This window comes from Amycolatopsis sp. cmx-11-12 (assembly GCF_046269425.1).
Lineage (GTDB): Bacteria > Actinomycetota > Actinomycetes > Mycobacteriales > Pseudonocardiaceae > Amycolatopsis.
Window position 1 is genome coordinate 114,526 of sequence record NZ_JADNQM010000008.1, and the last position, 13,398, is coordinate 127,923.

Below are 13,398 nucleotides of genomic sequence, written 5' to 3' on the forward strand. Positions count from 1 at the left end.
CTTGGCTGTGTCGGTGCCTACTTCAGATCCCCGCAGCGGTCCCGCCGTCGAAAGCGGGTCCGGCGCGACGGCTGCCCAGGTCCCGGACAGCCCGGTCAAGGCCGTCGCCGCACCCCCTCGTCCGGCCAGGATCGAGCCGATGCCGCTGGGCACGCTGCTCGCCAGGGCGGGCGCGCGGCTCGTGGTGGGGGGCGACGACTATCCGGCCGCGGCCGAGCTGACGGTCACGGGCAGCACGCTGCGCGCGCAGCACGTCCTCCCCGGCGACCTCTTCGCCGCGCTTCCCGGTGCCCGCGCCCACGGCGCGGACTTCAGCGACCAGGCCATCGCCGCCGGCGCGGCCGCCGTGCTCACCGACGAGGCCGGAGCCGAGCGCCCGGTGCTCCGCGACGCAGGCGTGCCGATCCTGGTGCACCCGGACCCGCGGGCCGCTCTCGGCGAGATCGCGGCCTGGATCTACGGCGAGCCGTCGCTGGAGCTGTCCGTCCTCGGTATCACCGGGACGTCCGGCAAGACCACGACGTCGTACCTGGTCGACGCCGGGCTCAAGGCGGCCGGGCTCACCACCGGGCTGATCGGCACGGTCGAGACCCGGATCGCGGGCGAGCGGCTCGCCAGCGGGTTCACCACCCCCGAGGCGCCGGATCTCCAAGCGCTCCTGGCGGTGATGGTGGAGCGCGGGGTCACGCACGTCCCGATGGAGGTCTCCAGCCACGCGCTGTCGCTGGGCCGGGTCAATGGCACGCGCTTCGCGGTCGGGGCCTTCACCAACCTCTCCCAGGACCACCTCGACTTCCACAAGGACATGGAGGAGTACTTCGCCGCCAAGTCGCTGCTGTTCGACGGGCGTTCCACCGCCGAGGTGGTCGTCGTCGACAGCGCCTGGGGCCACGCACTCCTCACCCCGCACACGGTGACCGTCTCCACCGAGCCGGGAACGGACGCGCTGTGGCGCGCCACCGACCTGACGCCCACTCCGGCGGGGGAGCAGACGTTCACCCTCCACGGCCCCGACGGTCTCGCCGCCTCGGCGAAGATCCCGCTGCCGGGTGAGTTCAACGTGGCGAACGCCGTGCTCGCGGCCGCCATCCTCAGCACCGCCGGTGTCCCGCTCGAAGCCATCGTCGCCGGGCTCGCCGCGGTCGAGGTGCCGGGCCGGATGGAGCGGGTCTACCTCGGCCAGCCGTTCACCGCGGTGGTCGACTACGCGCACAAGCCCGCCGCGGTCGCGCAGGGGCTCGACGCGCTGCGCGCCCGCACCGAGGGCCGGATCATCACCGTCCTCGGCTGCGGCGGCGACCGTGACACCGCGAAGCGCCCGGTGATGGGTGAGGCGGCGGTCCGGCGCAGCGAGGTGCTGATCGTGACCGACGACAACCCGCGTTCGGAGGACCCGGCCGCGATCCGGGCGGCGATGCTGGCCGGTGCCCGCAACGCCGGTCCGGCGCTGGGCGGCGAGATCCTCGAGATCGCCGACCGTCGTGAGGCCATCGTCCACGCGGTCGAGCTGGCCCGGCCCGGCGACATCGTGCTCATCGCGGGTAAAGGCCACGAGACCGGCCAGGAGGTCCAGGGTGTCGTGCACCCGTTCTCCGACCGGGACGAGCTGGCTTCCGCCATCCGCAGACGTCTGGAGACAGAGTGATCGTGCTCAGCCTGGCCGAGATCGCCGCCATCGTCGGCGGCAGGCTGCATCGGACCGACGGCACCGCCGAGGTCACCGGAAGCGTCGAATTCGACACCCGCCAGGTCACGCCCGGCGGATTGTTCGTCGCGCTGCCCGGTGCGAAGGTCGACGGCCACGACTTCGCCGCGAAGGCCGTTGAGTCCGGCGCTGTCGCGGTGCTCGCGGCCCGCGAGGTCGACGCCCCGGCCGTGATCGTGCCGCCGCCGGCCGCCGGCGCCACCCACGAGCGGGCGTTCGCACTGGTCTCGGACAAGGACGGGGCCGGTGCCGCGGTACTGGCCGCGCTGGCCAAGCTCGCCCGGTACGTGATCGAGAAGCTGTCCGGAGACAACCTGACGGTCGTCGGCGTCACCGGCTCGTCGGGCAAGACCTCCACCAAGGACATCATCGCCCAGCTGCTGGAGCCGCTCGGCCCGACGGTCGCGCCGCCGGGGTCGTTCAACAACGAGCTGGGCCACCCCTGGACGGCGTTGCGGGCGGACGCCTCCACCCGGCAACTGGTGCTGGAGCTGTCCGCGCGCGGGCCCGGCCACATCGCCGAGCTGGCCGCCATCGCGCCGCCGCGGATCGGGGTCGTGCTCAACGTCGGCACCGCACACGTCGGCGAGTTCGGCTCGCGCGAGGGCATCGCCAAAGGCAAGGGCGAGCTCGTCGAGGCACTGCCGAGCGCGGAAGACGGCGGTGTCGCCGTCCTGAACCTCGATGACCCGTACGTCGCGGCCATGGCGAGCCGCACGACCGCGCGGGTGGTGTTCGTCGGCGAGAGCGCGTCCGCGCAGGTCCGCGCCGCGGACATCACCCTCGACGACGAGGCACGCGCGTCGTTCCGCCTGATCACCCCGGACGGCGAGGCGCCGGTGAAGCTGCCGCTCTACGGCGAGCACCATGTCGGCAACGCGCTCAGCGCCGCCGCCGTGGCACTGGAAATGGGCTCCACGACCGAAGAGGTCGCCGCCCGCCTGTCGAACCTCGAGCGGCGCTCGGACCGCCGTATGGAGGTCACCACCCGCGCCGACGGCGTCACGGTGCTCAACGACTCGTTCAACGCCAGCCCCGAGTCGATGCGGGCCGCGCTCAAGGCACTCGCGTCGATGAGCACGCAGCGCCGGTCCTGGGCCGTGCTCGGCGTAATGGGCGACCTCGGCGAAGACTCGGTGACGGCGCACGACGGCATCGGAAGGCTTGTCGTCCGGCTCAACATCGACAAGCTCGTGGTCATCGGTCAGGCCGCCGCGGCCACGCATCAGGGCGCCCAGCAGGAGGGCTCCTGGGGTGAGGAGTCGGTACTGGTACCCGACGTCGAGGCCGCCATCGCCCTGCTGCATGATCAGCTCCGCGCGGGCGACGTGGTGCTGGTGAAGGCGTCCAAGGCCGCCGCGTTGTGGCGGGTGGCGGACGCCGTCCTCGCCTCCCCTGCAACGATCGCAGATTCCCCTGTAGTACCCCCTTCCCCCTCTCAAGAACGCTCGAACGGTGGTGACGCGTGATCAGCATCCTGATCGCGGCCGCGGCGGGCCTGCTGGTCTCCATCCTCCTCACTCCCTATCTGATCCGGGTCTTCTCCCGGCAGGGCTTCGGCCAGGAGATCCGGGAGGAAGGACCGCAGGGACACAAATCCAAACGCGGTACCCCGACGATGGGCGGTGTCGCGATCATCGTCGCGATGGTCGTCGGGTATTTCGTGGCTCATCTGATCAGTTCGCTCAGTGGTAGCAACGGCACCGGCGGCCCGTCCGCGTCGGGGCTGCTGGTCCTCGCGCTGGCGGTGGGTCTCGGGATCGTCGGGTTCCTCGACGACTTCATCAAGATCCGCAAGCAGCGCAACCTCGGGCTGAACAAGACCGCGAAACTGGTCGGCCAGCTGGTGGTCACGATCGGCTTCGCGATCCTGGCGTTGCAGTTCGCCGACGAGCGCGGGCTGACCCCGGCGTCGGAGAGCCTGTCCTACGTGCGGGACCTCGCGCTGATCACCTTCCCGTCGGTGTTCTTCGTGATCTTCTGCTACATCGTCATCTCGGGCTGGTCGAACGCGGTGAACTTCACCGACGGCCTCGACGGTCTCGCCGGCGGCACCGCGGCGATGGTGCTGGCGACCTACGTCGTCATCGCCTTCTGGCAGACCCGCCTTTCGTGCGCGGTCACCCCGCAGGCCGCCTGCTACGACGTCCGTGACCCGCTCGACCTGGCCGTGGTGGCCGCCGCGGCGACCGGCGCCTGTGTCGGGTTCCTCTGGTGGAACGCGGCCCCGGCGAAGATCTTCATGGGTGACACCGGATCGCTGGCCCTCGGTGGCCTCGTCGCCGGTCTGTCGATGACCACCCGCACCGAACTGCTCGCCATCGTCATCGGCGGTCTGTTCATGGTCGAGATGATCTCGGTGGTCGCGCAGATCGCGGTGTTCCGCACGACCCGGCGACGGCTGTTCCGGATGGCCCCGTTCCATCACCACTTCGAACTCGCGGGCTGGGCGGAGACCACGGTCATCATCCGGTTCTGGCTGCTCTCGGCCATCTGCTGCATGTTCGGTCTCGGCCTGTTCTACAGCGAACAGCTCGGTCTCGGAGGTTAAGCGGTGGATCTCGCCGGTCGTCACGTCCTCGTCGCCGGTGCCGGGGTCACCGGCAAGTCGATCGTCCCCGTCCTGCTGGACCAGGGCGCGCGGGTCACCGTCACCGACGGCGACGCCGGACGACTGGCGGAGCTCGAAGGCCTCGGTGCCGAACTGGTGCCGGGCCTTTCGGAGCCACCCGAAGGTGTCGAGCTGGTCGTGACCAGCCCCGGCTGGCGGCCGACGTCGCCGTTGCTGGTGGCGGCGGCCGAGGCGGGGATCGAGGTGATCGGCGACGTCGAGCTGGCCTGGCGCGTCGGGCAGCTGCGTGACAAGCCGCCGGTCTGGCTCGCGATCACCGGGACCAATGGCAAGACCACCACGGTCGGGATGCTGGAGTCGATCCTGCGTGCCGCCGGGGTCGACGCCGTGGCCTGCGGGAACGTCGGGTTCGCGGTGCTGGACGCGGTCCGCGCCGGGCACGAGGTGCTCGCCGTGGAGTTGTCGAGCTACCAGCTGCATTGGTCGTCCACGCTGGCCCCGCACGCCTCGGTGGTGCTGAACCTGGCCGAGGACCACCTCGACTGGCACGGCTCGATGGAGGAGTACGCGGCCGCGAAGGGCCGCGTCCACGCCCACTCACGGAACGTGGTGCACAACCTCCAGGTGGAATGGTCCGCCCGGCTCGCCGACGAGCACGCGCCCGCGGACGCCCGCCGGGTCGCCTTCGGCATGGACACCCCACGCCCCGGCGAACTCGGGATCGTGGAGGACCTGCTGGTCGACCGCGCCTTCGTCGCCGACCCGGCGACCAGCGCCGACGAACTAGGCACGCTGGCCGACGTCCGCCCCGCCGGTCCGCACAACGTCTCCAACGCGCTCGCCGCGGCCGCGCTGGCCCGCGCGTACGGCGTCAGCGGCGAGGACGTCGCCAAGGGCCTGCGCGAGTACCGGCCCGCCCCGCACCGGGCCGAGGAGATCGGTGAGATCGACGGCGTCCGGTACATCAACGACTCCAAGGCGACCAATCCGCACGCGGCGAGTGGCTCGCTGCGCGCGCATCTGAACGTCGTCTGGATCGCCGGTGGCCAGCTCAAGGGCACTTCCGTGGACGAACTGGTCGCCTCGATCGCCGGCAGGCTGCGCGGAGTCGTGCTGTTCGGCGTCGATTCACCCGTGATCGCCGCCGCTGTTGCGCGACACGCGCCGGATGTCCCGGTCAACAGCCTCCTTCCGGGTGACGATGACCTCATGACTGCGGCGGTGAAGGCGGCCCGCGCCCTGGCGCGCCCCGGAGATGTGGTGCTGCTGGCCCCCGCCGCGGCGTCGTTGGACATGTTCTCGAGCTACGGCGCGCGCGGCGACGCGTTCGCGAGCGCGGTCCGTGTCCTGCGCGACGGTGCGGGGGAGACCAGTGACGGCGGTTGAGGAAAGAAAGGGAGAGCCCGCCCCACGGCAGCGCAAGCCTCGTGAGGGGCGTGAACGCAAGGAAAGCCCGTTCGTCGCCTTCCGCACCGCGCTGACGGCGTGGCTTTCGCGGCCGCTCGCCTCGTTCCACCTGGTGCTGGCGCTCACCGGCGTGCTCACCGTGATCGGCATCGTGATGGTGCTGTCCGCGTCCTCGGTCGCCTCGTACGACCCGAAGACCGGCACCGGCGTGTACGCGCAGTTCAGCAAGCACATCATGTTCGTCGGGATCGGCGCCGCGGTGTTCTGGGTCGGGCTGCGGATACCGCTGGAACGCGTCCGGCGGCTGTCGGCGACGGCGACCGTGGTCTGCCTCGGGCTGCTCGTGCTGGTGCTGACCCCGCTCGGGTCGACGGTCAACGGCTCCCAGGGCTGGTTCAGGCTCGGCGGGTTGGCGTTCCAGCCGGTCGAGGCCGCCAAGGTCGCGCTGGCCTTCTGGGGCGCGCACATCCTGGTGATCAAATACAACATCATCAACCAGTGGCGGCATCTGCTCGTCCCGCTCGTGCCGATCGCGCTCCTGATGTTCGCGCTGGTCATGATGCAACCCGACCTCGGTGGCACGATCACCCTCGCGGTGGTGCTGCTGGCCCTGCTGTGGTTCGCGGGCGCGCCGAAACGGTTGTTCGGTGTCCTCCTCGCGGGTGGTCTCGTCGGGGTGCTGGTGCTGGCCATCATCGAGCCGTACCGGCTCGCACGGGTCTTGTCGTTCGTCTCCGGTGACCCGGACACCAGCGCGGACGGCTTCCAGGCCAACCAGGCCAAACTCGCGCTCGCCGACGGCGGGCTGTTCGGCAAGGGCCTCGGCCAGGGCCAATCCAACTGGGGCTACCTGCCGAACGTGCAGAACGACTTCATCTTCGCCCTGATCGGCGAGGAACTCGGCTTCATCGGCTGCGCGGTGGTGCTCGGGCTGTTCGCCGGGGTCGCCATCGTGGGCCTGCGGATCGCCACCCGCAACCTCGACCCGTGGATCCGGATCGTCGCCGGCACGCTGACCGTTTTCCTGGTCGCGCAGGCGGGTATCAACATCGGGTACGTCGTCGGCCTGCTGCCGGTCACCGGGGTCACGCTGCCGTTGATCTCCTACGGCGGGACGTCGCTGGTGATCACCATGCTCATCATGGGGATCCTCGCCAACGCCGCCCGGCACGAACCGGAGGCGGTGGCCGCACTGCGTTCGCAGGGGCCGGGTAAATTCGGACGCCTGCTGAGGCTTCCCGCGCCCGAGCCGTACCGCCCGCCCGCCAAGCGCAAGGGCACCGCGGCCAGGAGCGTCGCCGCCAAGGCGGCGAGGCCAGCGCCGAGGACGGCGAGGCCGTCGCCCGCTCAGGAGCGGCGCCGCTCGGTGCGGGAACCCGGCAGGAGGACGGCCGCGCGAACGGCAGTGAACCGCGGTACCGCGAAACGGGGTACCGCAAACCGGAGAGGTCATAGGTGAACAACCCCGTCAAGGGTGCCGAGAGATCCGCCGCGGGCAAGGCGCCGGTGGTCGTGGTCGCCGGCGGTGGCACCGCAGGACACATCGAGCCCGCACTCGCGCTCGCCGACGCGGTGATGCGCCTGCGTCCCGACGCGACGGTGATCGCGCTGGGGACCGAGCGCGGACTGGAGAACAAGCTCGTCCCGGCGCGCGGCTACCCGCTGGAGCTGATCCCGCCGGTGCCGATGCCGCGCAAGCCGACGCCTGAGCTGCTGAAGATGCCGATGAAGGTCCGCGACTCGGTCAAGCGCACCCGGGAAATCCTGGAGCGCGTCGGCGCGGACGTCGTCGTCGGCTTCGGTGGTTACGTCGCGCTCCCGGCGTACCTCGCCGCGCGCGGGCGCACGCCGATCGTGGTGCACGAGGCCAACGAGAAGCCGGGACTGGCGAACAAGGTCGGCGCGCGGTTCGCCGTTCGCGTCGCCGTCGCAGTCCCGGGGACACCGCTGGCGAAGGCCGAGGTCATCGGCATCCCGCTGCGCCGCTCCATCACTTCGCTCGACAGGGCCGCGCTGCGCGCCGAAGCCCGCGAGTTCTTCGGGCTCGACCCCGACGCCCCGACGTTGCTGGTCTTTGGTGGCTCGCAGGGCGCGGTGTCGATCAACGGCGCCGTCTCCGGCGCGGCCAAGGAGTTCGCGGACGCCGGTGTCGGTGTCCTGCACGCACACGGACCGAAGAACACGCTGGTCGTCCAGGAGTTCCCCGGGAAGCCCGCCTATGTGCCGGTGCCGTACCTGGAGCGCATGGACCTGGCCTACGCCGCCGCCGACGCGGTGCTGTGCCGCTCCGGCGCGATGACCGTCGCCGAGGTCTCCGCCGTCGGCCTGCCCGCGGTGTTCGTCCCGCTGCCGTACGGCAACGGCGAACAGGCGGTCAACGCCCGGCCCGCGGTCGACGCGGGTGCCGGGCTGATGGTGGACGACGCCGACCTCACCGCCGCCAAGGTCGCGGAACTGGTGATCCCGCTGGTCTCCGACGCCGACCGGATCGCGAAGATGAGTGCCGCCGCGGTCGGTCTCGGCCACCGCGAGGCCGACGAGACCCTTGCCAAGATCGTGCTGGAGGCCGCTGGTGCCTGATCAACTCCCCGACACGCTCAGGCGTGCCCATCTGATCGGGATCGGCGGCGCCGGGATGAGCGGTATCGCCCGCATCCTGCTGGCCCGCGGGGTCCAGGTCTCCGGTTCCGACGCCAAGGAGTCGCGCGCTTTCCTGTCGCTGCGTGCCCAGGGCGCCGAGATCGCCGTCGGCCAGCGCGCCGAGAACCTCGACGCGTTCCCCGAGGGTCCGTCCTCGGTGATCGTGTCGACCGCGATCAAGGAGGACAACCCGGAACTGGCGGCCGCGCGGGAACGCGGGATCACCGTGCTGCACCGCGCGCAGGCGCTGGCCGGGCTGATGGAGGGCCACCGCGTCGCGTGCATCGCCGGGACACACGGCAAGACGTCGACGACGTCGATGCTGACCGTCGCGCTGATGCACTGCCACCTCGATCCGTCGTTCGCCATCGGCGGCGACCTCAACGAGTCGGGCGCGAACGCGCACCACGGCGAGGGCGGCGTCTTCGTCGCCGAGGCTGACGAGAGCGACGGGTCGTTCCTGGCCTACTCGCCGTCGGTCGCCGTGGTCACCAACGTCGAGCCGGACCACCTGGACCACCACGGCACGGCCGAGGCGTACGTCTCGGTGTTCACCGACTTCCTCGGCCGGATCGAGCCGGGCGGGCTGCTCATCGTCTGCGGCGACGACGAGGGCGCCGACAGGCTGGGCACGCAGGCGGAGGAACGCGGCATCCGCGTTCGCCGCTACGGGCGTTCGGTCACCGGCACGGACGACGCCAAGATCATGGACTTCGCACCTGCTCCCGACGGTGGCATCGTCCGGATCTCCTTGCAGGGCAAGGAAATCGACCTCCGCGTCGCGGTGCCGGGCGAACATATGGCGCTGAACGCGCTCGCCGCGCTGCTGGCCGGGATCGAGCTGGGCGCGCCCGCCGAAGGACTGGCCGAAGGGCTCGCCGCGTTCGGCGGCGTCCGGCGGCGGTTCGAGTTCAAGGGCCGCTCGGGCGACGTCCGGGTGTACGACGACTACGCGCACCACCCGACCGAGGTCGACGCGCAGCTGCGCGCGGTGCGGACGGCCGCCGGGTCGGGGCGGGTCATCGTGGTCTTCCAGCCGCATCTGTACTCGCGCACGAAGACGTTCTCGACGGAGTTCGCGGCCGCGCTGTCGCTGGCCGACGAGGTCGTCGTGCTGGACGTCTTCGGTGCCCGCGAGAAACCGGAACCCGGCGTGAGCGGCGCGCTCATCGCCGATCAGATCTCCGGTGCCACCGTGCACTACCAGCCCGCGTTCGACGTCGCGGCGAAGCTCGCGGCGGATCTGGTCAAACCCGGCGACCTGCTGGTGACCATGGGCGCCGGCGACGTCACGCAGCTCGGCCCGGAGATCCTGGCCGAGCTGGACCGGCGGGCAGGCTAGCCATGACATCGGCCGGCGGGCAGCCATGACACAGACCGGGGAACGCCGCCGCCCGGCCGAACCCGGTCGGCGTCCGAGCAGGGACCGGGCCGAACGGGCTCAACGGGCGAAGGCCCGGCGCGGCAGGCGGTCCGCCCAGGACCGTCGTCGCATCACCCGGCCGGTCAAGCGCAAGGAGATGCGGCGGCGCTGGGTCGCGGTGCTTTCGGTGCTGACCGTCGTCGCCCTCGTCTACCTGCTGTGGTTCAGCTCGATGCTGGGCGTGCAGCAGGTGGACGTCGTCGGGGCGAATTCCGTGCCGGCGGACCAGATCCGGACCGCGGCGGCGGTGCCGGACCAGAAACCGATGCTGCGCCTGGACACCGACGAGATCCGCGACCGGGTGGCGGAGATGCCCGGCATCGCCACCGTCGACGTCTCCCGGTCCTGGCCGAGCACGCTCGAGATCACCGTGACCGAACGCGCCGCGATCGCGTTCTTCGACAGCGGGCCCGGCGGCGACGGCATGCACCTCGTCGACGGCGGGGGCGTGGTGTTCAAGACCGTCAAGGAGCGGCCTTCGGGGCTGCCCGAGCTGAAGCTGCCGCTGGTGTCGGCCGACGACCCGGTGACCCGCGCGGTGACCGGCGTCCTCGGCGTGATCCCGCAGCAGTTGCTGAAGCAGGTCACGACCGCGACGGCGAAGACGCCCGGCAGTGTCGAGTTCGTGCTGGCCGACGGGAAGACGGTGCGCTGGGGGACCTCGGCCGACACTGAACGCAAGGCGAAGGTCCTCGCCGCGCTTCTCACCCGCGAGGGCAAGGTCTTCGACGTCTCCGCCCCCGACTTACCCACCGTCTCCTGACGCGTTTCGGCACCTACTTGCGGTGGTTCGCGTCGCCAACTACCGCAAGTAGGTGCCGAAACGCGGTCTCTGGCGCGCGACCGGCCGGGTGCGGATGACCCCAATGCCACATTGGGGTCACTGAGCGCCTCCAATGCCACATTGGGGACCTCCGAACCCTCCCGACGGTGCCCCAGGCCCCCGCAACTCGGCACCTACTTGCGGTGGTTCGTGCTGCCAACTACCGCAAGTAGGTGCCGAAACGCGGTGGTGGGGAGGGCGTCAGGGGGTGACGAGGGCTTCGATGCCGTCCAGCAGGCGCTCCAGGCCGAACGTGAAGGTCTCGTCGGCGGCTTCGCAGGTCTCCGCGTCGTAACCCCCGCTTTCCCAGATCCGGGTCATCGCCGGATGCCGCTCCACGTCGAAGTACTTCTCCCAGAACACCGACCGCTGCCCCCACCAGGCGTCGGTCGACTGCCCGGTCTGCTGCTCGACCTGGGTCGTCTCGGCCGAAAGCGCCGCGTTCGCCTGGACGTAGATCTCGATGCTGTTCGCGGCCGCGGCCGCCTCGCGCGGCGCCAGCCCGATGTCCGACACCGCCGCGATCAGGTACTCCTGGCCCGCCATCAGCCCTGGTCCGAGCACCGGCCGCACCATCGACGTCGAGCGCAGCCACGGATGCGCCCGGAACACGGCCAGGGTGCGCTCGGCGTAGAGCCGCACCTGCTCGCGCCAGCCGTCCGGCCGGGGATCGCCGGGGCCGGGGAGGTCACGCGCGGCGAGTACCGAGTCCACCATGAGGTCCAGCAGTTCCGTCTTGCCGGGGACGTAGGTGTAGAGCGTCATCGTGCCGACGTCGAGTTCCTTGGCGATCTGGCTCATCGACACGGTCGCCTCGCCCGCGCTGTCGGCGAGCGCGACGGCGGTGGAGATCACCTGGTCGAGGGTCAGTTTCGGCTTCCGCCCCCTGGACGGCTGCCGGGCTTCGCCGCGGTCACGCCACAACAGATCGAGGCTGCGCTCGAGGTCCATCCACACTCCACTCGGCCGAGAACTGGATTCTACATTCTCGTATGGGGTACGGTTAACCATTCCCGTAGGACGTACGAAAAGGAGTGGGGAATCGTGACGATCCTGGTGACCGGTGCGACCGGAAACGTCGGCAGGCTGCTGGTCGACGAACTGGTGAAGGCCGGAGCGCCGGTGCGGGCTCTGACCGTCAACCCGGTGAAGGCGGCCCTGCCGGAGCAGGTGGAGGTCGCCAAGGGTTTCCTGGGCAAGCCGGAGACGCTGCCGGAAGCCCTGAAGGGCATCGACACCGTGTACCTGGCGCCGCGGGCGGACACGGTGGACGACTTCGTGAAGCTGGCGAAGGAGGCCGGAGTGCGCCGGGTGGTGGCGCTGTCGGGCAGCAACGCCGATGACCCGGAGGAGAACTCGAGCGGCGTGGAGTTCGCGATCATCGAGAAGGCGGTCCAGGAGGCAGGCTTCGACTGGACGTTCCTGCGGCCGGGTGCGTTCATGATGAACACCCTCGGCTGGGCGGAGACGATCAAGGCCGAGCGCGTGGTCCGCGAGGCCTACGCCGAAGCGCGGATGACGCCGATCGACCTCGGGGACATCGCCGCCGTCGCGGCGCACGTCATCCTGACCGAGGGGCACGTCGGCAAGAAGCACGTCCTGAGCGGGCCGGCGGCGATCAGCCAGCGCGAACAGGTCGCCGCCATCTCGGCCGCGCTCGGCGAAGAGGTCGTCTTCCAGGAACTCACCCGGGAAGAGGCGAACAAGCAGTGGACCGACGCCGGGATCCCGACGGAGATCGCCGAGTGGCTGCTCAACGGCTTCGCGTACTTCACCGAGAACCCGGACACGCCGACGGGCGTCGTCCAGGAACTCACCGGACGGCCCGGTGTCACCTACGCGGAGTGGGCGGCGGCGAACGTCGAAGCGTTCCGCTGAGCCGCACGCGAGTTCCGGCTAGGAGCACGCGAGATACGAGTTAGCGCGCCCGGCGGGGGAGGCGGGTCGGCAGCGGCGCACCACGCGGCGGCCGGTCCGCCGTCGCCGGAGCGGGCGGCTGGGGTGGCGGGGACGACCGCTGGGGCTGGGGCAGTGGAGGCGGCGCCTGCGACTCACGGGGCCACGCGGGGGTGATCATCGCCTGCGCCCCGACCCGGCGGACCGGCAGCCCGTGCGCCTCACGTGCGGGCAGGCCGGGCCAGATCTCGCCCGCCTCCTTCGCGGCGTCGCGGATCGCGGTGCCGTCGAGCGAGGTGTGCGTCTCTTCGATGTCCCGGTCGAGCCACTGGACGACGAACTCCAGCGGTCCGGCTGGCGGCAGCGGCCACAGGAAGATCTCGTGGTCGACGTGGAACGACGTGCCGCCCAGCCCCCGCGCGCGCAGCACCGGCTGATCCGGTTTCGACGCGGACGGCACGGAGATGGTCTCCGAACTGGCCCGGCTGCCGTCAGGGAAGAGCACCCCGACGAGCAGCGCGTTGTAGTCCGGGACCCGGCGGTGGTCGATCAGGCCTTCGCCGGGCTCGTCCAGCAGGAGATCCCGCGAGTACACCGACAGCTGGAAGGACACCGCCTCCGGCCACACCTCGATGCCGCGCAGCGCCACGATGGTCCGTTCGGCGCGGCCGAGCGGCATCGACCAGGGCAGGATCGCCGGGACGATGTACTCGTGCGGCGAGTCCACCCAAGGGCGGCCGTTGTAGCCGAACAGTTCCTGTTCCGGCACCGGGAACAGGGGGCGACCGCGCGGACCGTCCGTGAAGAAGCTCATCGCGGACCGGGTGGGGCGAACCTGGCCGACACGCCGCTCACGCCGTCGAAGACCACCATGCGGTTCACGGTATCCGATGACCGGGCCGGTACTGAACGGTTTCAGCGCACCTTTCGCG

11 protein-coding genes are annotated in these 13,398 nt (G+C 70.8%); 9 read left to right on the forward strand and 2 right to left on the reverse strand.

The window, feature by feature from the left end:
- Nucleotides 1-139 precede the first annotated feature (139 nt).
- Genes ACLARN_RS13480 through ACLARN_RS13515 form a run of 8 tightly spaced genes read left to right on the forward strand, consistent with a single transcriptional unit; the run spans nucleotide 140 to nucleotide 10,510 of the window.
- A complete protein-coding gene (locus ACLARN_RS13480; RefSeq protein ID WP_409491889.1) occupies nucleotides 140-1,645 on the forward strand; it encodes a UDP-N-acetylmuramoyl-L-alanyl-D-glutamate--2,6-diaminopimelate ligase in 1,506 nt (501 codons plus the stop codon).
- Nucleotides 1,642-3,174 (forward strand): UDP-N-acetylmuramoyl-tripeptide--D-alanyl-D-alanine ligase, encoded by a 1,533-nt coding sequence (gene murF, locus ACLARN_RS13485; RefSeq protein ID WP_409491707.1) that lies wholly within the window; start codon nucleotides 1,642-1,644, stop codon nucleotides 3,172-3,174. Before ACLARN_RS13480 ends, murF begins: the two co-directional genes overlap by 4 nt.
- Nucleotides 3,171-4,256, forward strand: coding sequence for a phospho-N-acetylmuramoyl-pentapeptide-transferase (gene mraY, locus ACLARN_RS13490; protein ID WP_409491708.1), 1,086 nt, complete (start codon nucleotides 3,171-3,173; stop codon nucleotides 4,254-4,256). The genes murF and mraY overlap by 4 nt, the downstream gene beginning before the upstream one ends.
- A gap of 3 nt (nucleotides 4,257-4,259) precedes the next feature.
- Complete coding sequence (gene murD, locus ACLARN_RS13495) at nucleotides 4,260-5,663, forward strand: UDP-N-acetylmuramoyl-L-alanine--D-glutamate ligase (protein ID WP_409491709.1); 1,404 nt, start codon at nucleotides 4,260-4,262, stop codon at nucleotides 5,661-5,663.
- Nucleotides 5,650-7,143, forward strand: a complete 1,494-nt coding sequence (gene ftsW / locus ACLARN_RS13500; RefSeq protein WP_409491710.1) for a putative lipid II flippase FtsW — start codon at nucleotides 5,650-5,652, stop codon at nucleotides 7,141-7,143. Before murD ends, ftsW begins: the two co-directional genes overlap by 14 nt.
- Complete coding sequence (gene murG / locus ACLARN_RS13505) at nucleotides 7,140-8,264, forward strand: undecaprenyldiphospho-muramoylpentapeptide beta-N-acetylglucosaminyltransferase (protein ID WP_409491711.1); 1,125 nt, start codon at nucleotides 7,140-7,142, stop codon at nucleotides 8,262-8,264. Before ftsW ends, murG begins: the two co-directional genes overlap by 4 nt.
- Complete coding sequence (gene murC, locus ACLARN_RS13510) at nucleotides 8,257-9,666, forward strand: UDP-N-acetylmuramate--L-alanine ligase (RefSeq protein WP_409491712.1); 1,410 nt, start codon at nucleotides 8,257-8,259, stop codon at nucleotides 9,664-9,666. Before murG ends, murC begins: the two co-directional genes overlap by 8 nt.
- Before the next feature lie 25 nt (nucleotides 9,667-9,691).
- Entirely contained in the window at nucleotides 9,692-10,510 is an 819-nt protein-coding gene (locus tag ACLARN_RS13515; RefSeq protein ID WP_409491713.1) for an FtsQ-type POTRA domain-containing protein, read from the forward strand.
- A gap of 261 nt (nucleotides 10,511-10,771) precedes the next feature.
- Here the strand turns inward: ACLARN_RS13515 and ACLARN_RS13520 are convergent, their stop codons facing one another.
- A complete protein-coding gene (locus ACLARN_RS13520) occupies nucleotides 10,772-11,521 on the reverse strand; it encodes a TetR/AcrR family transcriptional regulator C-terminal domain-containing protein (RefSeq protein WP_409491714.1) in 750 nt (249 codons plus the stop codon).
- Between the two features lie 93 nt (nucleotides 11,522-11,614).
- Between ACLARN_RS13520 and ACLARN_RS13525 the strand changes: the two genes are divergently transcribed.
- A complete protein-coding gene (locus ACLARN_RS13525) occupies nucleotides 11,615-12,448 on the forward strand; it encodes an NAD(P)H-binding protein (protein ID WP_409491715.1) in 834 nt (277 codons plus the stop codon).
- 40 nt (nucleotides 12,449-12,488) lie between these two features.
- Here ACLARN_RS13525 and ACLARN_RS13530 read toward each other — a convergent pair whose 3' ends face one another.
- Complete coding sequence (locus ACLARN_RS13530; protein WP_409491716.1) at nucleotides 12,489-13,280, reverse strand: hypothetical protein; 792 nt, start codon at nucleotides 13,278-13,280, stop codon at nucleotides 12,489-12,491.
- Between the last annotated feature and the right edge of the window lie 118 nt (nucleotides 13,281-13,398).